The sequence below is a fragment of the Neorhizobium alkalisoli genome, from assembly GCF_002968635.1.
Classification (GTDB): Bacteria; Pseudomonadota; Alphaproteobacteria; order Rhizobiales; family Rhizobiaceae; genus Neorhizobium; species Neorhizobium alkalisoli.
In genome coordinates this window covers 84,260-109,497 of the sequence record NZ_PVBN01000008.1, presented here as the reverse complement: position 1 = coordinate 109,497, position 25,238 = coordinate 84,260, and the positions used below count along the sequence as shown (strand labels likewise).

Here is a 25,238-nt window from a genome sequence, read left to right as displayed (position 1 = left end):
TTACGACAATGGCTATTCTTCTTCTCGCAGAACACGACAACAACAGCCTCAACGACCAGACCGCCAAGGCGCTGACGGCGGCGTCCCAGATCGCCAGGGATCAGGGAAGCGACGTGCATGTGCTGGTCGCCGGCTCCGGTGCCGGGGCTGCGGCCGAGCAGGCCTCCAAGCTTGCCGGGGTTTCCAGGGTGCTGCTCGCCGACGATGCGAGCCTTGCCAACAATCTCGCCGAACCGCTGGCCGACCTGATCGTCTCGCTGGCCGGCTCCTATGACACGCTCATCGCCCCGGCCACGGCTTCCGCCAAGAACGTCATGCCGCGGGTTGCGGCCCTGCTCGACGTCGCCCAGGTCTCGGAAATCATCGAGGTGATCTCCGCCGACACCTTCAAGCGGCCGATCTATGCCGGCAATGCGCTCCAGACGGTGCAGGCGACCGACGCAAAAAAGGTCGTCACGGTGCGCACCGCCTCCTTCCAGGCGGCCGGTGACGGCGGTTCGGCGTCGGTCGAGACCGTTTCCGCCGCTGCCAACCCGGGGGTCTCGTCCTTCGTATCGGATGCGCTGTCGTCGTCGGAACGTCCGGAACTGACCTCCGCCAAGATCATCATTTCCGGCGGCCGGGCGCTCGGCTCGGCGGAAAAGTTCAAGGAGGTGATCCTGCCGGTGGCCGACAAGCTGGGGGCCGCCGTCGGCGCGTCCCGCGCCGCCGTCGATGCCGGTTATGCCCCGAACGACTGGCAGGTCGGCCAGACCGGCAAGGTGGTCGCGCCCGACCTCTATATCGCGGCCGGCATTTCCGGCGCCATCCAGCATCTCGCCGGCATGAAGGATTCGAAGGTCATCGTCGCCATCAACAAGGACGAGGAGGCACCGATCTTCCAGTTCGCCGACTACGGCCTCGTCGGAGACCTCTTCGAAATCCTCCCAAAGCTCGAAAAGGCGCTGTGAGGCTGATAACAGAAGAGATGGAGCTTCCCCAACGGGAGCCGATGGAGTTCGACGTTGTGATCGTCGGTGCGGGTCCGGCTGGCAGGTTCTCTACAATGGCGAGGACGCCGTGATCGGGGTTGCCACCGGCGAGATGGGCATCGAGCGGACCGGTGAGCCCGACCCGCCGCGGCATGGAGCTGCGGCCGGTTTATCCGAATATGTGAACCGAAAATTGTACTCTGAAAGGAAATCACATGGACGTACGCGCCGCTGTTGCCGTTCAGGCAGGAAAACCGCTTGAGGTCATGACCGTGCAGCTGGAAGGCCCGCGGGCTGGCGAAGTGCTGGTCGAGGTCAAGGCGACCGGCATCTGCCACACCGATGACTTCACTCTCTCGGGCGCCGATCCCGAAGGCCTGTTTCCGGCGATCCTCGGCCATGAGGGTGCCGGCATCGTCGTCGATGTCGGTCCGGGCGTCACCTCGGTGAAGAAGGGCGATCACGTCATCCCGCTCTACACCCCGGAATGCCGCGAATGCTACTCGTGCCTCAGCCGCAAGACGAACCTCTGCACCTCGATCCGCGCCACCCAGGGACAGGGCCTGATGCCCGACGGCACCTCGCGCTTCTCGATCGGCAAGGACAAGATCCACCACTACATGGGCTGCTCGACCTTCGCCAATTACACGGTTCTGCCGGAGATCGCGCTTGCCAAGGTCAACCCGGACGCCCCCTTCGACAAGATCTGCTACATCGGCTGCGGCGTCACCACCGGCGTCGGCGCGGTCATCAACACGGCCAAGGTCGAGATCGGTTCGACGGCGATCGTCTTCGGTCTCGGCGGCATCGGCCTTAACGTGCTTCAGGGTCTCAGGCTTGCCGGTGCGGACATGATCATCGGCGTCGACATCAACCCCGACCGCAAGGAATGGGGCGAGAAGTTCGGCATGACCCATTTCGTCAACCCCAAGGAGGTGGGCGACGACATCGTGCCCTACCTGGTCAACATGACCAAGCGCAACGGCGACCTGATCGGCGGCGCCGACTACACCTTCGACTGCACGGGCAATACCAGGGTGATGCGTCAGGCGCTCGAATCGGCCCATCGCGGCTGGGGCAAGTCGGTGATCATCGGCGTCGCGGGTGCGGGGCAGGAAATCTCCACCCGTCCCTTCCAGCTCGTTACCGGCCGCCAGTGGATGGGCACCGCCTTCGGTGGCGCCCGCGGCCGCACCGACGTTCCCAAGATCGTCGACTGGTACATGCAGGGCAAGATCCAGATCGACCCGATGATCACCCACACCATGCCGCTCGACGACATCAACAAGGGCTTCGAGCTGATGCATTCCGGCGAAAGCATCCGCGGTGTCGTGGTTTATTGAGCCATGAAGACAATCGGTCTCGACAAGTCGTTCGGTGGAACGCAGGGCGTCTACTCCCACGCGTCGGCGGTCTGCAAATCCACCATGACGTTCGCCGTCTACACGCCTCCCCAAGCCGCCGAACGCCCTTGCCCCGTTGTCTGGTATCTCTCAGGCCTGACCTGCACGCATGCAAACGTCATGGAAAAGGGCGAATACCGGAGAGCGGCGGCGTCTCTCGGCCTCATCGTCGTTTGCCCCGACACAAGTCCGCGGGGCGAACATGTTCCGAACGAACCTGACAACTGGCAGTTCGGAAGCGGCGCAGGGTTTTATCTGGATGCAACGGAGCGTCCCTACGACGAACACTACCGCATGTACTCATACGTCACCAAGGAGCTTCCCGAGGTTATCGCCTCGCACTTCCCGGCTGACATGACTCGTCAAGGTATTTTTGGGCACTCCATGGGCGGCCACGGCGCGATCACGATCGCCCTCAAAAACCCGACTGTCTACCAAAGCTGCTCCGCCTTCGCACCGATCGCCAGACCAATGGAGGCCGGCTGGTCGAAACCCGCGTTTGAAAAGTATCTCGGCCGCGACGAAACCCCTTGGAGGGAATATGATTCCTGCGCCTTGATCGAAGACGGTCATCGGTTCCCGGAACTGTTGGTCGACCAGGGTACTTCCGACACATTCCTTGAGGACGGCCTGAGGCCCGGTGCGCTTGAGAAGGCCTGTGCGGAAGCCGGTATTCCCCTGAAGCTGCGGATGCAGGAGGGCTACGGCCATTCCTACTACTTCATCTCGACCTTCATGGAAGATCACCTCCGGTGGCACACGGAGAGGCTGACTTAACGAAAACGCATCTTGGGAAACGCCGGACACTGGGTTCGGCGCAAAAGGAGGAAAGAAATGGGAAATCTACATTTACATCCACACCTGGATGGCGGATCGCGCGGGAGCGGACAGCAGTTTGCTGGAGGCGTTCTGGTTTGCGCGTGCTCGACCAGCCCGGTCAAGGTAAAGGTCAACGGCGACATCGCGCACAACCACGCCTGCGGATGCACGAAATGCTGGAAGCCTGAGGACGCCGCCTTCTCCATCGTCGCGGTTGCGGCGACGGAAAAGGTCGAAGTCCTCGAAAATGGCGACAAGCTCGCTGTCGTCGATCGATCGGCACTTATCCAGCGCTACGCCTGCAAAGACTGCGGCGTTCACATGTATGGTCCCGTCGAACGCGACCATCCCTTCCAGGGCCTCTCGTTCATCCATCCGGAACGTTTCGAAGAAGGTGGTTGGGCCGAGCCAGGCTTTGCCGCATTCGTCTCCTCCATCATCGAAAGCGGCTTCAATCCCGAAAAGATGGACGAAGTCCGTTCACACCTCAAAGAGTTGGGCCTCGAGCCTTACGATTGCCTCTCGCCCGGCCTCATGGACTATATCGCCACGTGGACTGCGAGAAAGACCGGCGCACTGCCTGCGTAAGGTTTAGATTGCACTGGCTGCGAGCAGCTAGGCACTCCGCAATGCCGGCTTTCGACGCAACGTCGCCTCCACTCGGGGTAACCGATACGGCGAAGGTCGGCATCATCTTCCTTTCATAGGCGAATGGCGTTGAGGTAGACTGAATGAGGATCGACGGAAGCTGCCACTGCGGGGCAATCGCCTACACCGCGGATATCGATCCCGCCGAGGTCTCCGTCTGCCACTGTACCGACTGCCAGAAGCTCACCGGCACGGTCTACCGGGTGACGGTCAGTGTTCCGGTCGGTGATTTCCACGTCACGGGCGACCCTACCCTCTATGTGAAAACCGCCGATAACGGCCGGAAACGTCTCCAGTATTTCTGCGGCACATGTGGATCGCCGATCTACACCGTTGGCGAAGGCGAAGCAGCCAACATTGTCGGGGTCAGGGCTGGCACAATAAGGCAGTTTTTGGAACTCGCGCCGCGCTCCCAGATCTGGTGTTCATCCGCCCTGCCCTGGCTGGGCGATGTGGAAGCGCTGCCCGGCCGGCCTGGAGATTAACGCGAGGCCTCTTTCACGCCTTTAAATGCGGCTTATAGCGCCTGTACCGCGTCCGTCAGTTGCCATGATCTATCTCAGCGTTTTCCCAAGGAAACGTATCAAGTCGCTCGGCACCATCAGCAGTGATGAGAGCCTGGGTTTCGAGCTTGATGCTTTCGGAACCCTCTTCGGCAATCAGGCTCTCGATGTTCAGGACCATGCCCTCCTCGATGTGCCCGGTGAAGGCGGGATCGAAGTCGGGATGCAGGGCGATGCCCGGCCACTCGTCGGCCATTCCGGTTCCGTGTGCCGCGAGCGTGTATCGGTACGGAATGTATTTTTCGGGAATTCGCCACGACCGATCGTTGAACTCCGAGAAGCTCATGCCGGGCCGGATGATCGAAAGATTGTGTTCGATCTGCTCCAGTGCCGCGGCGTAGAGTTCTTGCTGCTTGGGATTCATGGCGACATGGCCGCAGGTCCAGGAGCGAGACAGGTCTGCGCAGTAGCCGTAGGGTCCGATCATGTCGGTGTCGAAGGAGATCACGTCTCCCTTCTGAACGACGTAGTCGGAGCATTCCTGATACCATGGATTGGTGCGTGGCCCGGCTGTCAAAAGCTTCGTCTCAAGCCATTCGCCGCCGCTGCGTGCGTTCTCGAAATGAAGCTCTGCCCAGATTTCCCGTTCGGTGCGGCCGGGTTCCGAGACCTCGTACATCCTCGCCATTCCGGCTTCGCAGACCCGGATGGTCCAGCGCATCAATTCGATTTCTTCCGCGCTCTTGATGGACCTCGCACGCTCGGCGAGCCCCTGACCGTCATGCAGTTGGATGCCGCGCGCCTGAAGTGCCAATGCGCCCGCCGGCTCGAGGCGGTCTACCGCAAGGCGATTGTTTCGCGCCTTCTCTTTCATGATGTCGGCGATTTCGTCCGCCCACAGGTTGACGCGGGTTTCGATAAGGTTGCCCGCGGTAAAGAAAATCCACGAGCGTGAGGGACGAACCTCGTCCACGCAAGGCAGACCCTCGTTGAGATGGTCGCAGCCCTCGAACTCGAACATGATCGCCGGGCCGTCGGCCAGGACCAGCGCATACCTGGACGGATTGTGCATCGTCCAGACGCTCATGTTGGAAGAGTCGAGGGCGTAGCGGATATTCACGGGATCGTAGAGGAGAAGGGCTGCGCAGTCTTCTTTGACCATTTGCTTGCGGATGCGTTCCATCCGGTAGCGGCGAGCCCGGTCCAGCGTTGTTGCGGAAATTGGGCTGATCAAGGGGCGATCCGCACCGAAAGGGTTGAGATAAGCCTTCTTCCGCTCGTCTTTGAAGACATCCGTTGAATCGTAAAGTATCGCCGTGCTCGCAGCGCTATCCATCGCCGGATCCCTTCTGATCTTTGCCGAGAATGTTCGAGAGCAAGCGTGCGTCGTCAAAACACAGCAGCCAGTTGCAATCGGAAAACGTTTCAAGCGCGGGTCATTCCCGCGCTTGACCGCCTAGCGTTCGACCACAAGGTCGCTGAGGGGCTTGGAACAGCAAGGCAGGAAGAAACCAGCGTCGATCTCGCGCTGACGAATACCGCCGTCATGCTTCATGTCGACACTTCCGCTGACAAGTTTCGACTTGCATGTACCGCAGATGCCGTTCGCACATGACGACGGGATCCGAACGCCGGCCTTCTTCGCGCAGGAAAGCACGGTTTGGTCCGCACGAACCTCGATTGCCTTCCCCTGTTTGGCGAACTGAACGTTGAACGACTGTTCCTCGACCGCATCTGCGACCGGGGCCGGAGCGTCTTCGATGACCGCGGCGTCGAAGCTCTCCTCGTGGTAGTTCTGGCTAAGAACCCCGAGCTCGCCGCTGAGGGTTCTGGCAGCGCGCATGAAGGGGGCAGGACCGCAGCACATGATCACGCGTTCCGCGATGTCCGGAATGGTAAGCTGCAGGAGTTCCTTCGAAATGCGGCCCGTGAGGCCCGGCCAGGACCGTTCGTTTGAGATATCCTCCGGCAGGAGTAGCAACCGCAGCCCCTTCACACGCTCTGCGAGGTTTACAAGCTCTCCCCGAAATACGAAGTCCTTCGGGGTTCTTCCGGCGTGGAGAAAAATGATGTCCACGGGTTGCGCCGCATCCGCCAATTCGCGGACCATCGACATGACCGGAGTGATACCCGATCCACCCGACATGAACAGGTACTTCTTCGCTTCCGGCCGAATGAACCTTCCAAGTGGCCCGGAGGCCCGAACGACCGTACCGGGGACGAGATTGTCGTGAAGCCAGTTGGATACGCGGCCGCCGGGAACCCGCTTCACCGTGACGGTGATCGCATTGTTGCGGTGGGGAGACGACGAGATGCTGTAGCAACGCCCATCGACCTCGTTGTCGATGCCGAGCTCGAACATGAAGTATTGCCCGGCGTTAAAATTGATCCGCTTGTGGTCCGGCGACACGAACGTGAAGCTCTTGACGTCGTGCGTTTCGGCATGAGCATCAACGCAGAGCAGCTTGTCGTCGGTCTCCGGGTTCCAGAGACCGACATTGTTCGTGCTGCCGGACGGGGTCAGGAGCTCAGTAGCCATTTGCCCGCATCCGTTCGACATACCAGGTTGCGAAATCGTCGAGTGCGCCTTCGGTGAACTTGGAATACGGCCCGGGCTCGTAGGCGGAATCGAGGATGCCGGCGTGGGAGCGAGCGACCAGTTCCGCGTCCTGTTCGGTGGTTTCGATCCAGACGTGGGTCAGTTTGTCGAGATCGTAGTCGACACCTTCAACCGCGTCCTTATGCACGAGCCACTTGGTGCGCACCAGCGTCGTATCGGGCGACAGCGGGATGACAATCGAAGTCACCGCATGGTCGCCCATGAAGTGGTTCCAGCTGTTGTGGCCCCAGAGATGCATGTCCCCAAGGTCCTTGCGGGTCATGTGGCCAAGCAGCTTTGACGAAGCGGCCGTCGCATCTTCCGTCTGCGATTCGCCGGCTCCCGCGATGATCAAACGCTGACTGCGGAAGTTGGTCTCGACATTGCGGGTGTGTTCGATCGTCGCGGACGGGAACCCGTCGGCTTCCCAGGCGGCGGTGCGTGCCTGGTACATCGCGAAATGCTCTTCCGCTTCCTGCCGATCTTCCGGGCTCAGGCTTTCCGGGTCGTAACCGAAATCGAGATCGATGAAGGAAACGCACAGCTCCGGATGGTTCGCCGAGCAATGGTAGCACTCGCGATTGTTCTCCATCGTGAGCTTCCAGTTGCCCTTCTCGATCACGTCGACCTGATGAGCCACCCTAGCGTTGCGAATGTCGTAGGGGGCCAGCCTCTCCAGCATGGCATTCTCGAGGTCGGCGATGTCTTCGGGCGGATTGTCGGAAAGGCAGACGTAGATCAGTCCACCGATCGACTTGAAGTTCACGGCCTTGAGGCTTTTACAGCTCTTGTCGAAATCCTTGCCCATGTGAGGCGCATAGCTCAGGTCGCCGCTGAGCTCGTAAGTCCACTGATGATACGGGCAGACCAGCTTCGAGATAACCGTCTGGCCCGCATCGAGAATTCGTGATCCGCGGTGACGACAGACGTTGCGGACGACGCGGATTTCGTTGTCGTCGTCACGAAGCAGGATTAGGCTCGTGTTGCCGATGTCGATGACGGTCGCATCGCCCGGTTCCGGTACGTCGCATTCCAGACCGACGTAAATCCAGTGATTGGAGAAGAAAACCTCCAGATCGGCTTGGAACACATCTTCGCGGGTGTAGAGTCCTGCGGGCAGTGAGTGGCCCTCGCGCCGAGCGTCGAGAAGGTGCGTAAACGAGGAAGCTAGCTTGTTGAGCATCTGGATCACCCATTGTTGATCATGCCACACTGATCCCAAAAGCAGACTTGCTCAACGTCATAAAAAATTCGATTTCCCATAACGAAATGTAATGCTAAGCAGAAGACGCGCCCACCCGGTAAAACGCTATGTCCATAAGGCGAAGACTCCCTCCGTTGACCGCCCTCACGGCTTTCGAAGCCGCTGCGCGTCTTGGGAGTTTTACCAAAGCCGCCGACGAGCTTGGCGTGACACAGGCCGCGGTTAGTCGCCAGATTCACCTGTTGGAGGAACAGTTCGGCTTTCCGCTCTTCGTCAGGCTCCACCGGAAGATAAAGTTAACCGAAAAAGCCAAGACGCTGGCGTCGGCTGCGCAGGATGCGTTCGATCTCCTTGCGGCCAGCGTAGCCGAAATCAGCAAGGGCGATCACGACGCCGAATTGACCATTTCGGCAACCGTCGCGTTCTCGCATTTCTGGCTGCTTCCCAGGATTTCCGAGTTTTCCAGCCAGCATCCGGAGATCAGCCTGCGCATCATCACGCAGGACAACATGCCCAACATCGAGTCGGGCGACCTCGACGTGGCTATCCGCTTCGGGAATGGAATGTGGCCAGACGGCCAGGCAGAATTGTTGTTCGAGGACGAAATTTTTCCGATTTGCAGCCCTAAGTTCGCGGCAAACGCCGGCTCGATCACGTCCCCGAGAGATCTTCTGGGATATCCGCTGATCTCCAATATGGTGGACGATCCCACATGGACCGGCTGGAGCGAATGGCTGGCGGCTTTTTCGGTCGAACTTCCCAAGAAGCAACCCGGGCTGAGGTGCAGCTTCTATACCGACGCCATCTACTCGGCATTGAACGGCCAGGGCATCGCACTCGGTTGGCGGCATCTGGTAGAAGACCTGCTTGTACAAGGAAGGCTCGTGAAGCTTACGGATGCGACCGTAAAAACCAGGAATGCATACTTCTCCGTCATCCCCAAAAGGCGTCGTCAGAGCGAAGCGGCGCAGCTGTTCCTCAACTGGCTGGGCAAGACGATCAACTCCACGGCTTCGGTCACATCGACCCCGGGCATGATCGGCTGAGCCCCGAGGAGGGCCCAGCCAATGTATCTCAGGAATAGGTGGCGACTGGTTCACCGAGCACGTCAAGACGAGGCTCGATTCCAAGGCCGGGCAGCTTCGGAGCCCTGACAAGCCCGTCCACGACCTCGAACGGACCGTCAGCCGTTTTCAAAGTCACCATGTCGCGACATTCGAGAACGCTGCGCAGGTTGCGTTCCGGAACCGTCTGCCCAAGGTGTACGATCGCCGCGAATGCGATATCCGAACCCGTCGTTTCCTGAACGCTCACGGTGTAGCCGGCCGCCAAGCAGATGTCGCGATGGCGTCGTCCTCGCGTCAGGCCGCCGTTCTTCGATATCTTGAGGCCGATACCTTCGGCGGCGTCATCTGCAATCAGTTGCGATACCGATGCGTCGTCCGTCGCCAGTTCGTCGAAAATGATCGGAACGTCGGTACGGCGTCGGAGGGAAACGCACTCGCGGTAGGTCGCACAGGGCGCTTCGAGTACGAAATCAAGACCCGGCGGAAGAAGACGCAGCATCCGAAGTGCGCTTTCGACCGTCATGCCGCCGTTTGCGTCGACGATGAAGAACTCGCCCGGCTTCTTGTCGGCGAGCGATGCGGCAATTCGTGCTGCGTCGGTCTGCGGATCGTCGCCGACTTTCACCGAATGCGCCAGGTAACCCATCGCCCGGTGTTCCGCGACACGTTTGCGCATATCCTCCGGATCACCGACGTAGATTGAGGAGATCACGGGGAGCCCATTATCGGTGCGTCCGCCAAGGAGGTCGCACACGGGCATCCCGACAGATTTGCCGAAGACGTCCCAACAGGCGACATCTAGGGCGGTCTTCGCGTGAAGGTGCCCTACGAGCGCGTTGTCCATCGCTTCGTTGACGCGGTCCACATGGCGGGGGTCCAGTCCGATGAGGCTCGGGGCGATTTCCGCGATACCGGCTCTTACACCCAAGGCGTGCGAGGCGATGTAGGTGGACCCGAACGGCGTGCTTTCGCCCCAGCCCTCGAGACCGTCATTCGTGGTGATCCGCACGAAGGTCGCATCGAAGCTCCGATATTCTCGTCCGCCAGAGAGCAGATAGACGCCGCCGGAATAGGGCAAATCGACTTTGAAAACGTCGATACGTTCGATCTTGAGATCAGGCATGGTCTCTCTCACGCTGGGATTTCGAGTACGATCTTGCCGACGATGGATTTCGACAGGAACGCTTTCTGCGCTTCGGCGATCTCTTCGAGCGGGAAGGTTTTCGCGACGAGCGGCCGGATTTCACCGCGCTCGATGTAGGAGACGAGGTTCTCGAAAACCTCGTCCTCCTGGAAGGTGCAGCCGAAGAAGCTCAGGTCCTTGAGATAGAGCGAGCGGACGTCGAGTTCGACGATCGGTCCGGCTATTGCGCCGGCAACCGCGTATCGGCCGCCCTTTTTGAGCACATCCAACAGCGCCAGGAAACCGGGCCCGGCCGCGACGTCGATGGCCACATCCATAGATTCCTTGCCGACCCTGGCAATGAGGTTTTCGTCGCGCGCGACAACTTCGTCAGCCCCGAGGGCACGGAGAAGCTCGAGCTTGTCACGACCTGCGACCGCCGTGACATGTGCGCCACGGCGCTTGGCAAGCTGGATCGCTGCCGAACCGACACCGCCGGACGCTCCCGTGACGACGACCCGCTCACCGGAGCGGACCTGCGCGCGATGAACCATGCCTTCCGCAGTGGAATAGGCGCAGGGAACCGAGGCGAGCTCGATGTCGGTCCAGTCGCAGTCGACTTTATACGTCTCCCGCGACGGAGCCTTGGCAAATTGTGCAAATCCGCCGTCGCACTCAGAACCGAATGTCCAGCACTCGAAGGGACGATAGTCCACATACGAACGCAACATGTTTCGGACCAACACCCGTTCGCCGACGCGCGCGGGATCAACGCCCTCGCCGACGGCTACGATCCTGCCACAGCAGTCGGCGCCCTGAATCCGCGGGAACGCGAGAGGCACGCCGGACCAGCTTGCATCGTCATCCTGGAGGGAATCGAAACCAGCAGCAGCTCCGCTATCCGTCGGGGTCGAAATGCTCTTCGAGTACCAGCCGATGCGTGTGTTGATATCGGTATTGTTGACACCTGCGGCCGCCACACGGATGAGGACCTCTCCTGCCTCCGGCTTGGGGAGAGGTATATCGGTCCGGAATTCCAGCTTCTCGAAACCTCCATGTCCTGTAAGCAACGCGCCCTTCATCGTGGTGGGCAGCCCCGGATTGCCATGACCGTTAGATGTCGATGGTGTGTCGTTCATGTTGGCGGTACCTCGTCAGATAGATCATGTCAGAGACGTTCGGCACCCGCTGCGTTGAGGGCGACCGTATCATTCGAAAACCTCGTAACAACAGGTGTATCGGCCTCCAGTCCGCTGACAACGGGATAAAAAATCAGCCATGCTTTGAGTTTAGCTCAAGTCAGGCTTATAAGAAGGTGGCGTCAGGCAAAGGGGGAATGGTTTCTTGGTTCGTCGCTACTACGATTTGCCGTCTCTGACGGCCCTCGCGGTATTCGAAGCATCGGCGCGCCACCTGAGTTTCACCCTTGCCTCGACGGAATTGAACGTCACACCCGGAGCGGTTAGCCGCCAGATCAAAGCGCTCGAGGAAGAAATCGGCATTCCGCTCTTCGTACGGAAGTCCAAGGGGGTTGCGCTTACTGCCGCCGGAGAGGAGCTTTACAGCGTCCTGGCCGGTGGTTTCTCGCGGTTTTCGGAAGTTGTTCGGTCCCTCAAGCGTGGAGCCAGTTCCCGCAACGTCACGATCGCGTGCAGCGACGTTTTCGGAACGATGTGGCTTATTCCGAGGATGCCCGACTTCTGGAGAAACTCCAGCGACATAACCGTCGACCATTTGATCTCCGACGACGTCAAGAATTTCCGGCGCGCGGAGGTCGAGCTGCGAATACGCTATGGGATGGGAGCCTGGGTCGATGAGACCGCAGAATTCCTGTTCGACGAGTGCTTGTACCCGGTTTGCAGTCCCGGTTTTGCTGAGATGCACAGGGGCGCGACCGCATCCGACCTCGGGCGCCTCCCGCTTCTGCATGTGGAATGGGTAAAACCCGACTGGATGGGATGGGACGAAATCCTGTCCCGTGGTGGCGTCGCTCGACCCCACATCGAGGGACGCCGTTTCGGCAAATTCAGTGTGGCACTCCAAGCGGCGATCGCCGACCAAGGTCTGGTGGCAGGCTGGCATCGCCTCGTCGGTCCCCTGGTGGCACAAGGCCAACTGGTGCGTTTTACGGACTTCGTCATTCCCGCGCCTGGAGCGTATTACCAGACCTGGAACAGCAATCGAGAACTGTCTCCCGCGGCCATCGTGTTTCGTGACTGGATACGGCGACTGGCAGAAGATGAACGGCGCGCGCCCTGCCCTCATCACAGATCGATACCTGCGACGCCGTCGAAGTGAGATCGGTGAAACCTTTCCGGTCAGATAGATGACCTTCGATGAAAGAAAAAGGCGCGCGGGTTTCCCCGCGCACCTCGATAAGCTCAGGCCTTGATTAGAGGGCTGCTTCGACCTTCTCGGCGACCGCTGCCGGAACCCACTTCGTCCAGAGGTCCTTGTTCTCCTCGAGGAAGTGCTTTGCGCCTTCTTCACCTGCTGCCTGGTTTTCTGTCTGCCAGGCCATGAGTTTGCCGACCGTAGCGTTACTCCAGCCGCGCTTGTTGAAATATTCGCGAACTTCCGGACTAGCGCTATCGGCGAACTTCTTGGTCAGGACCGTATAGACATTGTCAACGGGCCAACTGTTCACCTTCGGGTCAGGGCATTCCAGGCTGGTGATGCAGCGTTTCCATTCCGCAGCGTCGTGCGGCACGGCGGCGCCGAGCATGACCATCTCGTATTTCCCAAGCAGAGCCGTCGGAGCCCAATAGTAGCTGATAAAGCCTTCCTTCCGCTCGTATGCCTTGGCGATCGCGCCATCAAGACCCGCAGCAGAGCCGGGGTCGAGCAGGTTGAAACCTTTTTCGCTCGCTTTATAGGCCTTGAAGAGCTGTGCGGTGACGACCGTCGCGCCCCATCCTTGCGCGCCGTTGAAGATCACCCCCTTGCTCGAATCTTCCGGATCCGGGAAAAGTTCGGGATGCTTGAGTGCATCGTCGACAGTTTTGATGTCGGGATGCGCGTCGGCCAAATATTTTGGGATCCACCAGCCCTGGACGCCCCCGTCGGGCAACGCCTTGGCAGCGAATACGATCTTGCCTTCCTTGATGCCGCGCGGAACGACTTCGGGCAAGAGGTCCACCCAAGTTTCTGAAGAGACGTCGGGGTCGCCCTTTTCGACCATGGATGTGGTCGTCGGGACGGTGTCCCCCGGGACGGTTTCGACAGTGCAGCCATAGCCGTTTTCGAGAATGAACTTGTCGACGAAGGTGAGAACCTCCGCGCTCTGAACGTTATGGACTGTCAGCGTCACAGTACCACAGTCGGCCATTGCCAGACCCGGCATCGCGAGGCCGACGAGACCCGCCAGCAGACACGTGGAAGCAAGCATATGTTTCATTATCGTTCCCTTTGTATGCGGCATGAGGAAAGGCAGGAACGCCGCTTTTTATCCGCCCACTAACAGTCCGTTCCAGCTCCGCTGGTCACCGATATGCAATCGAAGGCTACTTATGCCGGGCTATCAGGTGGCCCTTCGCTGGGATGTGGCAGCCTTCGCTCCAGAAAGTCCGTAGCAAATGAAAACCGATGTTACAAGCAAAATGTACATGCGTGTCATCAAAAATGACCTTGCAGTACATTTTGGATTGACACTGGCCACTTTTCAGATATTGAAGATCGTATACGATTTCCCTTCGACGCATATGTCGCTGGCGATTGCGTGATCACCAATCTGAAACCGGTTAGCCTAGAGGTGCATTCATGGCCTTCAAACGGACCCTCAACGCAGTAGACACGCACGCCGGGACTCCGATGCGCGTCATCACCGGCGGTGTTCCGCATATCCCCGGCACCAGTGTTTACGAGAAGATGAAATGGCTTGAGGCTAACGACGACGGGCTGCGAAAGCTGCTTCTTCGTGAGCCTCGCGGCTATTCCGCTCACTGCTGCAACATTCTTGTCCCGCCGAACCATCCTGAAGCCGACGCTGGTTACATCATCCTCGAGCAGATCGAGTATCCTGTCATGTCGGGCGGGAATACCATTTCCGTGGTGACGGTCCTGCTTGAAATGGGAATTCTGCCCATGAAGGAACCTGTGACGGAACTCGTACTCGAGGCGCCTGCCGGCCTCATCAGGGTGAAGGCGGATTGCCAAAACGGTAAGGTCAAACGGGTCACTTTCAAGAACGTCCCGGCATTCGCAGCTCACCTGGATGCCGTCATCGACGTCCCGCACCTTGGCAAAGTGACCGTAGACGTCGGCTGGGGCGGGATGTTTTACGTGATCGCCGATGTCCGCCAGTTCAAGGGTCTCGAACTGATCCCGGAACACGGCAAGGAGATCGCGCGCGTTTCCGCCATGATCAGGCAGGCCGCCATCGAGCAGCTTCCCGTGGCGCATCCCCACTATCCGGGGATCGGCATCACCATCTCGCAGCTATCCGGGCCAACCGAGGACCCGAATGCCGACTGGAAGAACGCCGTTACCATGGCCTCGGGCGACTTCTCCTGGGATAAGCCGTCAACCTGGACGGGCGCGCTGGACCGTTGCCCCTGCGGCACCGGAACCTGTGCGAAGATGGCCACGCTTCATGCGAAAGGCGAGTTGAAGCTGGATCACGACTTCCGCCATCAGGGTATTCTAGGAAACGTGTACACGGGTCGCCTGGTGGAAGAGGTTGAGATGGGCGGACACAAGGCGGTCGTCCCCACTCTCTCGGGCACGAGTTGGATTTACGGGCTGAACACAATCGTTCTGGACCATGATGACCCGTTTACCGAAGGGTTCACGGTCGGAGACACCTGGGCGTAAGGTTAGACCGGGGCGTAAGGTTAGACCTTCGGTCCACGAACGGTACCTTGCGGTAGATGCATCAGGAGAGACCTGCAGGCTCCCATGATGTGATCATGAACGAGACTGGCCGCACCGTCGATGTCGCCCTTTCGGCAAAGAGCGAGAATCTGGCGGTGCTCCACATCGGCGGTGCGCTGACCTTTCGATAGGGAAAGCTGCACACGGAGATAACGCTCGATACGGTCGTTCACCGACCTGATCGTGTTCAAAAGATAGGGCCGCTTGGCATCTTCATAGAGGCTCGAATGGAACCTCCAATTGAGTTCAGCCCACCGCGCAACATTGTTCTCGTTGGCAAATGCGTCGCAATAGCCTTGCGCCTTTTCAAAAGTCTGCTCGGTCATATGTGGAATGGAGTACCGAATGGCCCCCGCTTCGAGAAGCGCTCGAACCTCGAACACCTGGACGATCTCAGGCTCCGACAACGACGTGACTACGGCACCGCGATTTCTGTGAAAGACAACGAAGCCTTCTGCCTCCAGCCGCTTCAATGCTTCACGCACCGGGATCTTCGACACGTTGAACATCCGGGCCACGTCATCCTGACGGATCGGCTCGCCCTCGTCCAGCGTCCCGTCGATGATCGAGTCGCGCACGAACTTCATGATCACTTCCGATGCGGAAGGAGCAGCACCGAGATTGATCGCATGGTCGGCCTTGAATGGCATCGAATTCCACTTTCGCGTCGAGAAAACCACCGGACCTATCGCAGCCGATCAACAATGCAAAGGCGTTCGGGCCTTTGCAGGGTTCGCGCAGATAATTCCACGTGGACCACAATAGAATACCGTATACGCAAACACAAAGGGCCTGGTGCATCGCGGTGCGGGTCGTAACTTTTCAACGGGTGTCCAATGCGATCGTCTAAAATTGTTCACGTCGTCAACTGCCACGCTGAGGGCGAAGTCGGAGATGTTATCGTGGGAGGTGTGTCGCCTCCCCCTGGCGATACGATCTGGGAACAATCGAGATGGATCGCGCGTGATCAAACGTTACGGAAATTCGTCTTGAATGAACCCCGTGGCGGCGTCTTCCGGCACGTCAACCTGTTGGTGCCTCCCAAGAACCCGAAGGCCCAGATGGGTTGGATCATTATGGAGCCCGAGGATACTCCACCGATGTCGGGCTCGAACTCGATCTGCGTTTCGACTGTCCTTCTCGACAGCGGTATCATCCCCATGACCGAGCCAATCACGCGGATGATACTCGAGGCTCCCGCCGGACTGGTCGAAGTCGTCGCCGAATGCCGGAACGGCAAGGCCGAGCGCATCACGGTCACCAACGTGAAGAGTTTCGCCGCACAACTCGACGCGACCGTGGACGTTCCCGGGCTCGGCAAGGTCACCGTCGACACGGCATATGGCGGCGACAGTTTCGTCGTGGTTGACCCCGATCACCTTGGCCTGGCCCTCATCCCGGAGAACGCACGCACCATAGCCGAAACAGGGATCAGGATCACAAACGCGGCGAACGAACAACTGGGGTTCCTGCATCCCGAAGACACTGGCTGGAACCATATATCTTTCTGCCTGTTCGCCGGACCGTTGTATCGAGAGGAAGAGCGTTTGAAAGCCCGCTCCGTTGTCGCGATCCAGCCTGGCAAACTCGACCGTTCGCCGACGGGAACCGCTCTTTCGGCTCGGTTGGCGCTCCTCAATGCCCGTGGAGTTCTCGCCAAGGGAGACACGCTGACGGCGGTTTCGATAATCGGTTCCGAATTCGTGGGAACCATCGTCGATGAAACGACCGTGGCCGGACGGAAGGCGATCGTTCCGTCGATTTCCGGTCGCGCCTGGATAACCGGGACGTCCCAACTAATGCTCGATCCCGCCGACCCATGGCCGGGCGGTTACAAACTTTCCGACACCTGGCCCGCGATTAAGTAGGAGTTGAAAATGCCGATCATCCGAGTTGAGCTTTTCCCGGGTCGCAGGGCGGAGGTGAAAGCCCAGTTGGCGCGCGAGTTGACCGAGACCCTGCAACGCGTCGCCGGCGTGCCGCCGGAGGCCACCACGGTGCTGATCACCGAGGTGCCGCCGCATGAATGGTTCGTGGCCGGAAAGGCTTACGCCTCTCCCCCCGACGAGACATGATAGCGGCGACGGTCCGAACAACGATTTTTATCGAACGCGAGGCGCCTGGAAAAACTCCTCATGGAACACCTCGGCGATCCTCCAATTGGTGGAAGTGCCGCGCTCGCCCCGTTCTGCTAAATTTCTGCAGACAGTCGAGGAAAGCCATGCCCATGCCGTCGCAGCAGATCATGAGGCTAGGACTGGGGTTCGCCGTGTCACAGGCGATGCGGGTGGTCATCGAACTGCGCGTTCCCGATCTCCTGACCGCCGGCGAACGGGCGGTGGACGACCTGGCGGCTGCCACTCGGACGAATGCCGACGCGCTTTATCGCGTGATGCGCCTTCTCGCGGCCGAAGGGGTCTTTAGAGAAGTGTCGCCGCGTCATTTTGAGTTGACGGAGCTTGGTGCCGCGCTTCGTTCCGATCGGCCGGGTCCCGGTGACTTCGTCCGCATGATCAACAGCGAGGCTTACCTTGCCTTCGAGCAACTGCTGTATTCCGTTCGCACGGGAAAGCCAGCTTTCGACAAGCTGTTCGGCAGCCCCCGGTTTGACTGGCTGTCGAAGCACCCGGAACAGGCTGACTTGTTTCAGCGTGCCATGGTCGCGCTCAGCCAAGGCAGCAACGAGGCAGTGGCCGAAGCCTATGATTTCAGCCCCTTCACCCGGGTCGTCGACGTTGGCGGCGGACATGGTCAGCTTCTCTCGGCGATCCTTTCCCGCAACCCGCATCTGAGCGGCGTGCTTTTCGATTTGCCCTCGGGGGTGGCGGCAGCACGGCAAGGTGCCGGAGGCGATCTGCCGCGTACCGAATTCATCGCCGGTGACTTCTTTGAGAGCGTCCCCCGCGGCGACGTCTACGTCATCAAGAAGGTCGTTCACGATTGGGACGATGAGCGTGCCGCGGCGATCCTGCGAAACTGCCGTAGGGCCATGCAACCGGACGGGAAGGTGCTTGTAGCGGAGACGCTCGTGCCGCCGGGTGACGAACCGAACCAGATCAAAGGTATCGACGTGGTCATGCTCGCCATCACCGGGGGCCTTGAGCGGACGGAGGAACATTATGCAAGCCTGTTCGCCGCCGCGGGGCTCCGTCTTGAACAGGTGATTCAGACCCAAGGACCAATCTCCATCCTTGAGGCATCCCCAGCCTAAGACCAATACGATCGACCTATTCCAATAGTGCCCTTCGCTCCCTACGTCGACGGTTCAGGCTCTTGAACGTTAGAAAGCCCGCATCGCACCCACACGCAACTTGGTGATATTGCACCACCTAAGGGTGCATTAAGTTCGTGGAAGGATACAGCGAATCTTCCTAGCTTGGTCCGGTCGAACCAACGGAGGAAGGAGATGGCATCTGCAGGGACAGCAATGGAGATACTTGGGAAATCTATCAGAGCGGCACTCAATGGCGGTGGCGACGCATAGCATCAAACGGGAAGACTGTCGGCGCTTCGACCGAATCTTACACCAACAAAAACGATTGCATTGCGAACGCCAGACGCAACGGCATGAGCTGCAATCCGGTATAGTACTGGTACTAACTGGGAATTTCGAAACTTAGCTTTGCATCCTCGAAATTGCCCTCTCCCGCGGGGGGAGAGAAGCCGGCGCCGCACGTTCGGCGCGTACCTCTCCCCTTGTGGGAGAGGTACAAAATCACGATCTTGGCGTTAGGTAAGTCGTAGATCCTGTTCATGAGGGGCCATGACAGCCACTCTGCCCCACCTCACTGAGGCGGCAGGACCACGTTGCTGTCGGTGGTGCTCTTGAGCGGTTTCTGCCCCGGCACGTGCGACATCGAACGCGTCTTGCTCTCCAGTTCGTCGCCTTTCACGCGGGTCTTGGTCTGCGATTTGCTGAACGTGCCCTGGTCCATGGCCTGGGCCTTGGATTGTGCCTTGAGCTGATTGTCGTTTTCGTTGACCTTGGTGCGGCTCTGGGCCTTGCCGTCGACGGTGGCCGCACTTCCTCCCGAACCGATGGACGAGGTCGTGCCGTCATCGGTCGCGCAGGTGCCCGCCGTTCCGAGGGTGCTCGCCGAAGTGCCGCCGGCAGATGCGCTGCCTGCCGAACCGACTGTCCCGGCCGCGTTGCAGTCCTGCGCCAGGGATTGTGTGCCGGCCATCGCCGCAACGATTGCGACGGCCGCGGCTAAGGGAACCAGTTTCGACATGGTCTTGCTCCTCATTTGTTAGGTTTGGTGATGTCGCAGGTGCCGTCCGATCGGCGCGTCACGACCGAACCGTCGGGACGGGTGACGCTCGCGGTCGAGAATGCTTGGGCGCCTGCCGTGCCCGAGACGGACGATCCGGCACTCGACGAAGCCGAACCGCCTCCCGAATGCATCGTGGTTGTCTTTCCATCGATCGTGGTCGATGAGGTCACACTGCCTCCGCCGGCGGTCACCGAGGAGGAGGTACTGCCTCCCGCCGAACTGGTGCTTTCGATCACGGTGCAGGTGGTGCCGTCGTCGAGCTTGATCGTCTCCGCCGACAATGCCTCGCATGCGATGCAGAGGGCCATGATCAGCGGCAGGGCGAACGCGCTTTTGGTCATCAAAGATGCCGAGTTCATATCCTGTCCTCCTGAAGAAGGCCGGTCGCCTATCGGCAACCGGCCCATGTTAGTTTTTAGCACTTGCCGCCGCTCTTCTTGGTCTGGCCCGGAGGACATTCCTTGTTGCTGACATCGTCCTGAGCCGCGCCTGCCGCACTGCCGCCTGTGCCGACCGAGCTGCTGGAGGTGCCACCACCGGCACTCGTGCCGCCGGTGCCGAGCGTCGAGGCTGAGCCCGATCCGCTACCGGAGCCGGCCGCCGATCCGCCCGTGCCGACCGAACTGCTGGACGTGCCGCCACCTGCGCTCGTGCCGCCGGTTCCAAGCGTCGACGCAGAACCCGATCCGCTACCGGAACCGGCTGCCGACCCACCCGTGCCGACCGAACTGCTGGAGGTGCCGCCGCCCGCCGAGGAACCACCGGTTCCGAGCGTGGAGGCCGAGCCGCCGTCGCAGTTGGTAGCGCCCGGGGTACAGTTGGTGCCCGCCGACGAGCCGCCGGTGCCAACGGTGCTGCTGGAGGTGCCGCCTCCGGCACTCGTTCCACCGGTTCCGACAGTGCTGCTGGACTGCGCATAGGCAGACAACGTGGTGCCAGCCAGAAGGGCCGCGGCAAGGGCCGCGCATTTGACGATCTTCATCTCTATCTCCTTGATTTTCCTCTATGCTTCCAACCCAATCGCAGTGTCGAAGCTGGGGACTGAACAGACGAGATGCTGCGATGTTCCGTCCCAGAGACTTCAGTCGGATGGCTGATACGACCTTGGGCCTGAGCGATATCGGACAGAGGTCCCGAGCGAGCGGAATTTGGTCCGACATCGGGAACCCGGCGGCCGGTTTTACAAGCCTTCCGCCTGCCGGATCCCCATCGAAAGGTTTTCGAGAACAACGAAGGCGCGCAGCGGCTCCACTCAAATTGTCCGCGTTTGTCGCAATCTTCATAAAACCTACATCCAACCGACATCGCCCCTTCATGCGCCGTCGCTAATGAGGCCCCCATAAAAACAGGGGGCATGGCATGCGTCTGGAAAAACTGACGAAGACTTTCGGCAATCGTGCTGCCGTGGATTCCGTAAGCTTGGAAATTCCCCACGGACAGATGGTCGGCGTCATCGGGCGGTCGGGCGCGGGCAAGTCCACGCTTCTGCGGATGATCAACCGTCTGACGACGCCGTCCTCGGGAACCATCCACTTCGGCGATCTGGAAATTTCCTCCCTGCGGGGAGCGGCACTCCGCAGCTGGCAGCGCGACTGCGCCATGATCTTCCAGCAATTCAATCTCGTGCCGCGCCTCGACGTGCTCACCAACGTCCTGCTCGGGCGGCTCAACCACCGCTCCACGACGATGAGCCTGCTCAGCATCTTCACGCGCGAGGAACGGATCGCGGCGATTGCGGCTCTCGAGCGGCTCGGCATCGAACAGACGGCGCTGCAGAGGGCGGGCACGCTTTCGGGCGGCCAGCAGCAGCGCGTGGCGATCGCCCGTGCGCTGATGCAGAAGCCAAGGGTCGTGCTCGCCGACGAGCCGATTGCGTCGCTCGACCCCCTGAACGCCAAGATCGTGATGGATGCGCTCCGCGACATCAACGAGCGCGACGGCATCACTGTTGTCACCAACCTGCACACCCTCGATACCGCGCGCTCCTATTGCGAACGCATCGTCGGCATGGCGGGCGGGCGCGTGGTCTTCGACGGACCTCCTTCGGAACTGACGGTGACGGCAGTCCGGGAAATCTACGGGTCCGACAAGGAAGGCGCGGGCATCGACGAATCCATGACGTCCACCAGCATCAACGTCCGCAGCGCAGACCTGGAGCACGAAGCCTCCAGGTCGGCGGGTTCCAGGATCCTCGCCCCCGCAAGGGCGTGAGCCGGACCAAGATCGTATGTACGCCCGCGTGAAGGGCCAGCCTCAACACATGTTCCGAAAACCGGACAGACAGGAGATGATCTCATGTTGAAGAAAGCTTTGCTTGCTGCAGTCGCACTCGCAGCACTTGCCACCTCGGCGGCCGCGGAGGACCTCAAGGTATTCCGCATCGGCATCCTGGGCGGAGAAAACGAGGCCGATCGTCTGCGCAACTACCAGTGCATGACCGAGAAGCTTCCCGCCGTACTCGGCGTCGAAAAGGTCTCGCTCTTCCCGGCTTCCGACTATGACGGCGTCATCCAGGGTCTGCTCGGCGGCACGCTCGACTATGCCGAGCTCGGCGCGTCCGGTTATGCCAAGGTGTATCTGACCAAGCCGGATGCGGTCGAACCGATCCTGACGACCGTTCAGACCGACGGCTCGATGGGCTATCATTCGATCATGGTCGCCCGCAAGGACAGCGGCATCGCCAAGCTCGCCGACCTGAAGGGCAAGAAGCTCGGCTTCGCCGATCCGGATTCGACCTCCGGCTATCTGGTACCGCTCGTGACGCTTCCTGAAGCGATCGGCGCTCCGGTCAAGGGCTATTTCGGCTCCACCGGCTTCGGCGGCGGTCACGAAAACCTCGTGCTCGAAGTGCTGAAGGGCAATTTCGATGCCGGCACCACCTTCGGTTCGGGCGTTGGCAACTTCAAGGACGGCTACACCTCCGGCAACCTGCGCAAGATGGTCGACAAGGGCATCCTCAACATGGACGACCTCGTCGAGCTGTGGAAATCGCCGCTCATCCCGAACGGCCCGGTCGTCGTCCGCACGTCGATGAACACCGACATGAAGGCGAAGTTCAAGCAGTTCATGCTGAACCTCCCGAAGGCCGATCCCGCCTGCTTCTCCGCCATCCAGGGCGGCGACTTCAAGGGCTTCGCCGAGGTCAACGTCGATTTCTACAAGCCGATCATCGATGCCCGCAAGGCAACCATCGGCGGCTGATCGCAGCCTCACACACGACGGCCGCCTGGAGACTTCTCCGGCGGCCTTTTTCTCGACCGTCGCAACCCGGGGGCCAGCGATGTCCATTTCTACCGTCAGGCCTGTCCTCGGCGAGAGCGGCCGGATGATAGAGCGCCACTCGCGGCAGCTGGCCGCCCAGCGGGGCTTCTATACGCTTTTGAGCGTCGTGCTGCTGCTTTGCGTGGTGTCCGGCTCGCTCTGGTTCGCCAACGAAACGAATTCCGGCAAATTCTTCGAGCGGCTTCCCCATCTCTTCGACTTCGTCGAGGATCTCATTCCACGAGACGGAATGGAGATCTGGCGGGCGCTGTTCGACCTCCCGTCCCCCTATGACGACGGCAGCTTCAAGTACAACTATCCGGAAGGGCGGGCCTATCTCGGCGATACCTTCTATATCCCCGAATATTTCCACAAGATGGTCGAGACGCTGAACATCGCGCTCGTATCGACCGGCATCGGCCTGCTTTTCGGCTTCGTGTTGGCATTCCTCGCGGCGCGGAACACCATGCCCAATCCCTGGGTGCGGGGGTTCGTGCGCCGCATCATGGAAATTCTCCGCGCCTTTCCGGAAGTGGTCATCGCCGGCTTCTTCCTCGCGATCCTCTCGCTCGGCCCGATCCCGGCCGTCGTCGCCGTGTCGATCCACACCGTGGGCGCGCTTGGAAAGCTGTTCTACGAGGTCATCGAGAACGCCGACATGAAGGCGGAGGAAGGGCTGCGCGCCGTCGGCGCCAACTGGCTCGAACGGATCTGGTTCGGCATCGTGCCCCAGGTGATGCCGAACTTCATGAGCTACTTCCTGCTGCGCCTCGAAATCAATGTCCGCGCCTCGACGATCATCGGCGCCGTCGGCGGCGGCGGTATCGGCGAACTCCTGCGCCTCTCGATCGGCCAGGGTCACGAAGCCAAGACGCTCGCCATCGTCCTCCTTCTGCTGCTGACCATCGTGGCCGTCGACCAGTTTTCCGCATGGCTTCGCCAGAAGCTTTCGGGCGACCAGGCATTCAACGCGATCTGACCGGAGGCACCATGACGATCCTCAACACGTCCGAAATGGAAGCCATCGCGGCACGCCATCCCCATCTCCTGCGGCCAAGCTTCTGGCAGCGCTTCAGGGTGCCGATCATCGCCGTCGCGTGCACCCTCTACTTCCTTTTCGCCTGGTGGTATTTCGCCGTCGGCAAGGTCATGGGCGAAGCGAACTGGAGCATCGCCGGAAACTACCTCGCAGACTGGGTCTCCTACGAGATCCGGCCCCAGATCGAGATCGAATCCGACGGCGCGATGAGGATCGAATACCCTCGCTTCGATCCGATCGGCCCGAACCCGAACCCCGAGTGGCTGGAAACCCGGCGCGAGACGGTGACGCGAACGATCGAAATCCCCGCGTCCGCCTCCGGGAATGCGGGGGCTGCCAAGCCCTCCTCCAGCTTCATGGCGCCGGCGCCCCAGGCGCAGCAGGCCGCTCCGCAGAGCCCGAGCCATGAAACCCGCACGGAGGAGATCGTGACCGAGGCCGTGGTCTCGATCGGCAGGTCCAGGACGATCGAGGTTCATCCCGATCGGGTGGTGCTCACCAGGGGCTCGGAAAGCGTCACCCTCCGCCTCAACAGAAGATCCGGCGAGGTCCGGCCGGACGGGGCCCTGCCCTCGTGGGTCGAACAAAGGCTGCCGGGCGGCCGCGCGGTCGCCTATTTCGGAACTTCAGGCTGGGCGGAAATCAGCGCGGAGCGGGTCCGCATCCGCAAACGCTTCCTCGGCTGGGCGAATTTCCTTTTCGACACGAGCTCGCCGTTCTTCGGGAAACCGGCCTCGGAGATCGCGACGCTGATCGTCTCGGGCGACCGCATCCAGCCCGACAGGTCGAACCTTTCGCTCGCCTGGAACAACATCCTCTACAATTCGGAATGGCAGCATCTCGACGTCTGGGAGAAACTCCTGCAGACGGTCGTGATGGCCTTCATCGGAACCCTGTTTGCGATGCTCGTCGCCTTCCCGCTGTCGTTCATCGCGGCGCGGAACATTTTCGCAAACCGCCCCGCAAACCAGATCGCCAAGCGGCTCTTCGACTTTCTCCGGTCGGTCGACATGCTGATCTGGGCGCTCTTCTTCACCCGCGCCTTCGGCCCTGGCCCTCTCGCCGGGATTTCCGCCATCTTCCTCACGGATACCGGAACGCTCGGCAAGCTCTATTCGGAGGCGCTGGAAAACATCGACGAAAAGCAGCGCGAGGGTGTGCGATCCGTCGGCGCCTCACCGGTCGCGGTGCAACGCTACGGCACCGTACCGCAGGTGATGCCGGTGTTCCTGTCGCAGGCGCTCTACTTCTGGGAATCGAACACCCGCTCGGCCACGATCATCGGCGCCGTCGGTGCCGGCGGCATCGGGCTGAAACTCTGGGAAGCCATGCGCACCAATTCCGACTGGGAGAACGTAGCCTATATGGTGCTGCTGATCCTCCTGGTGGTGTTCATCTTCGACGGGATTTCCAACGCGCTGCGGTCGCGGCTGATCGGCAAGGACCGCAGCTGAG

At 60.4% G+C, this 25,238-nt stretch carries 26 protein-coding genes; 16 read left to right on the top strand and 10 right to left on the bottom strand.

What is annotated here, in order from left to right:
• The first annotated feature begins 8 nt into the window (after positions 1–8).
• The 5 genes from C5L13_RS18090 (at position 9) to C5L13_RS18070 (ending at position 4,326) form a co-directional block, all read left to right on the top strand.
• Positions 9–950 (top strand): electron transfer flavoprotein subunit alpha/FixB family protein, encoded by a 942-nt coding sequence (locus C5L13_RS18090; RefSeq protein WP_105384666.1) that lies wholly within the window; start codon positions 9–11, stop codon positions 948–950.
• Between the two features lie 236 nt (positions 951–1,186).
• Positions 1,187–2,314, top strand: a complete 1,128-nt coding sequence (locus C5L13_RS18085; protein ID WP_105384665.1) for an S-(hydroxymethyl)glutathione dehydrogenase/class III alcohol dehydrogenase — start codon at positions 1,187–1,189, stop codon at positions 2,312–2,314.
• 3 nt (positions 2,315–2,317) lie between these two features.
• Positions 2,318–3,151 carry an S-formylglutathione hydrolase gene (gene fghA, locus C5L13_RS18080; protein ID WP_105384664.1) on the top strand — a complete coding sequence of 278 codons (834 nt, stop codon included), beginning with the start codon at positions 2,318–2,320 and terminating at the stop codon, positions 3,149–3,151.
• A gap of 57 nt (positions 3,152–3,208) precedes the next feature.
• Positions 3,209–3,781 carry an S-(hydroxymethyl)glutathione synthase gene (gene gfa, locus C5L13_RS18075; protein ID WP_105384663.1) on the top strand — a complete coding sequence of 191 codons (573 nt, stop codon included), beginning with the start codon at positions 3,209–3,211 and terminating at the stop codon, positions 3,779–3,781.
• 143 nt (positions 3,782–3,924) lie between these two features.
• Positions 3,925–4,326, top strand: coding sequence for a GFA family protein (locus C5L13_RS18070; RefSeq protein ID WP_105384662.1), 402 nt, complete (start codon positions 3,925–3,927; stop codon positions 4,324–4,326).
• A gap of 55 nt (positions 4,327–4,381) precedes the next feature.
• Here the strand turns inward: C5L13_RS18070 and C5L13_RS18065 are convergent, their stop codons facing one another.
• The 3 genes from C5L13_RS18065 to C5L13_RS18055 all read right to left on the bottom strand — a co-directional run bounded on the left by C5L13_RS18065 (position 4,382) and on the right by C5L13_RS18055 (position 8,126).
• Positions 4,382–5,680 carry a M24 family metallopeptidase gene (locus C5L13_RS18065; protein ID WP_105384661.1) on the bottom strand — a complete coding sequence of 433 codons (1,299 nt, stop codon included), beginning with the start codon at positions 5,678–5,680 and terminating at the stop codon, positions 4,382–4,384.
• A gap of 120 nt (positions 5,681–5,800) precedes the next feature.
• Positions 5,801–6,883, bottom strand: a complete 1,083-nt coding sequence (locus C5L13_RS18060) for a hybrid-cluster NAD(P)-dependent oxidoreductase (RefSeq protein WP_105384660.1) — start codon at positions 6,881–6,883, stop codon at positions 5,801–5,803.
• Positions 6,873–8,126: an aromatic ring-hydroxylating oxygenase subunit alpha gene (locus tag C5L13_RS18055; RefSeq protein ID WP_105384659.1), complete on the bottom strand. Its 1,254-nt coding sequence runs from the start codon at positions 8,124–8,126 to the stop codon at positions 6,873–6,875. Before C5L13_RS18055 ends, C5L13_RS18060 begins: the two co-directional genes overlap by 11 nt.
• A gap of 155 nt (positions 8,127–8,281) precedes the next feature.
• Here C5L13_RS18055 and C5L13_RS18050 point away from each other — a divergent pair, with 155 nt between their 5' ends.
• The gene (locus C5L13_RS18050) at positions 8,282–9,193 is read left to right on the top strand and encodes a LysR substrate-binding domain-containing protein (protein WP_245571330.1); all 912 of its coding nucleotides are present in this window, start codon (positions 8,282–8,284) and stop codon (positions 9,191–9,193) included.
• Positions 9,194–9,221: 28 nt separating this feature from the next.
• Here the strand turns inward: C5L13_RS18050 and C5L13_RS18045 are convergent, their stop codons facing one another.
• Together C5L13_RS18045 and C5L13_RS18040 are read right to left on the bottom strand one after the other, a co-directional pair.
• Positions 9,222–10,337, bottom strand: a complete 1,116-nt coding sequence (locus C5L13_RS18045) for a mandelate racemase/muconate lactonizing enzyme family protein (RefSeq protein ID WP_105384657.1) — start codon at positions 10,335–10,337, stop codon at positions 9,222–9,224.
• Between the two features lie 8 nt (positions 10,338–10,345).
• Positions 10,346–11,476, bottom strand: coding sequence for an alcohol dehydrogenase family protein (locus C5L13_RS18040; RefSeq protein WP_105384656.1), 1,131 nt, complete (start codon positions 11,474–11,476; stop codon positions 10,346–10,348).
• A 205-nt stretch (positions 11,477–11,681) separates the two neighbouring features.
• Here C5L13_RS18040 and C5L13_RS18035 point away from each other — a divergent pair, with 205 nt between their 5' ends.
• Positions 11,682–12,635, top strand: a complete 954-nt coding sequence (locus C5L13_RS18035; protein ID WP_105384655.1) for a LysR family transcriptional regulator — start codon at positions 11,682–11,684, stop codon at positions 12,633–12,635.
• A 94-nt stretch (positions 12,636–12,729) separates the two neighbouring features.
• Here C5L13_RS18035 and C5L13_RS18030 read toward each other — a convergent pair whose 3' ends face one another.
• Entirely contained in the window at positions 12,730–13,734 is a 1,005-nt protein-coding gene (locus C5L13_RS18030) for a glycine betaine ABC transporter substrate-binding protein (RefSeq protein WP_105384654.1), read from the bottom strand.
• Positions 13,735–14,096: 362 nt separating this feature from the next.
• Between C5L13_RS18030 and C5L13_RS18025 the strand changes: the two genes are divergently transcribed.
• Positions 14,097–15,149, top strand: a complete 1,053-nt coding sequence (locus C5L13_RS18025; RefSeq protein ID WP_105384653.1) for a proline racemase family protein — start codon at positions 14,097–14,099, stop codon at positions 15,147–15,149.
• A gap of 20 nt (positions 15,150–15,169) precedes the next feature.
• Here the strand turns inward: C5L13_RS18025 and C5L13_RS18020 are convergent, their stop codons facing one another.
• A complete protein-coding gene (locus tag C5L13_RS18020; protein WP_105384652.1) occupies positions 15,170–15,859 on the bottom strand; it encodes a GntR family transcriptional regulator in 690 nt (229 codons plus the stop codon).
• Between the two features lie 186 nt (positions 15,860–16,045).
• Between C5L13_RS18020 and C5L13_RS18015 the strand changes: the two genes are divergently transcribed.
• The 4 genes from C5L13_RS18015 to C5L13_RS29300 all read left to right on the top strand — a co-directional run bounded on the left by C5L13_RS18015 (position 16,046) and on the right by C5L13_RS29300 (position 18,797).
• Positions 16,046–17,077: a trans-3-hydroxy-L-proline dehydratase gene (locus C5L13_RS18015; protein WP_105384651.1), complete on the top strand. Its 1,032-nt coding sequence runs from the start codon at positions 16,046–16,048 to the stop codon at positions 17,075–17,077.
• A gap of 9 nt (positions 17,078–17,086) precedes the next feature.
• Entirely contained in the window at positions 17,087–17,284 is a 198-nt protein-coding gene (locus C5L13_RS18010) for a tautomerase family protein (protein ID WP_105384650.1), read from the top strand.
• Positions 17,285–17,430: 146 nt separating this feature from the next.
• Complete coding sequence (locus C5L13_RS18005; protein WP_105384649.1) at positions 17,431–18,420, top strand: methyltransferase; 990 nt, start codon at positions 17,431–17,433, stop codon at positions 18,418–18,420.
• A gap of 200 nt (positions 18,421–18,620) precedes the next feature.
• On the top strand, positions 18,621–18,797 hold the full coding sequence (locus tag C5L13_RS29300; protein ID WP_105384805.1) for a DUF1508 domain-containing protein: 177 nt from the start codon (positions 18,621–18,623) through the stop codon (positions 18,795–18,797).
• Positions 18,798–18,994: 197 nt separating this feature from the next.
• Here C5L13_RS29300 and C5L13_RS17995 read toward each other — a convergent pair whose 3' ends face one another.
• From C5L13_RS17995 to C5L13_RS17985, 3 genes are all read right to left on the bottom strand, one after another.
• Positions 18,995–19,441 (bottom strand): hypothetical protein, encoded by a 447-nt coding sequence (locus C5L13_RS17995; RefSeq protein ID WP_105384648.1) that lies wholly within the window; start codon positions 19,439–19,441, stop codon positions 18,995–18,997.
• 11 nt (positions 19,442–19,452) lie between these two features.
• Complete coding sequence (locus C5L13_RS17990) at positions 19,453–19,824, bottom strand: hypothetical protein (protein WP_105384804.1); 372 nt, start codon at positions 19,822–19,824, stop codon at positions 19,453–19,455.
• 74 nt (positions 19,825–19,898) lie between these two features.
• Positions 19,899–20,465, bottom strand: coding sequence for a hypothetical protein (locus C5L13_RS17985; protein ID WP_105384647.1), 567 nt, complete (start codon positions 20,463–20,465; stop codon positions 19,899–19,901).
• A gap of 377 nt (positions 20,466–20,842) precedes the next feature.
• Here C5L13_RS17985 and phnC point away from each other — a divergent pair, with 377 nt between their 5' ends.
• From phnC to phnE (C5L13_RS17965), 4 genes are all read left to right on the top strand, one after another.
• On the top strand, positions 20,843–21,694 hold the full coding sequence (phnC, locus tag C5L13_RS17980; protein WP_105384646.1) for a phosphonate ABC transporter ATP-binding protein: 852 nt from the start codon (positions 20,843–20,845) through the stop codon (positions 21,692–21,694).
• Between the two features lie 84 nt (positions 21,695–21,778).
• Positions 21,779–22,684 carry a phosphonate ABC transporter substrate-binding protein gene (gene phnD, locus C5L13_RS17975; protein ID WP_105384645.1) on the top strand — a complete coding sequence of 302 codons (906 nt, stop codon included), beginning with the start codon at positions 21,779–21,781 and terminating at the stop codon, positions 22,682–22,684.
• Between the two features lie 79 nt (positions 22,685–22,763).
• Positions 22,764–23,723, top strand: coding sequence for a phosphonate ABC transporter, permease protein PhnE (phnE, locus tag C5L13_RS17970; RefSeq protein ID WP_105384803.1), 960 nt, complete (start codon positions 22,764–22,766; stop codon positions 23,721–23,723).
• 11 nt (positions 23,724–23,734) lie between these two features.
• Positions 23,735–25,237, top strand: coding sequence for a phosphonate ABC transporter, permease protein PhnE (gene phnE, locus C5L13_RS17965; protein WP_105384644.1), 1,503 nt, complete (start codon positions 23,735–23,737; stop codon positions 25,235–25,237).
• The last annotated feature ends 1 nt before the right edge of the window (position 25,238 follow it).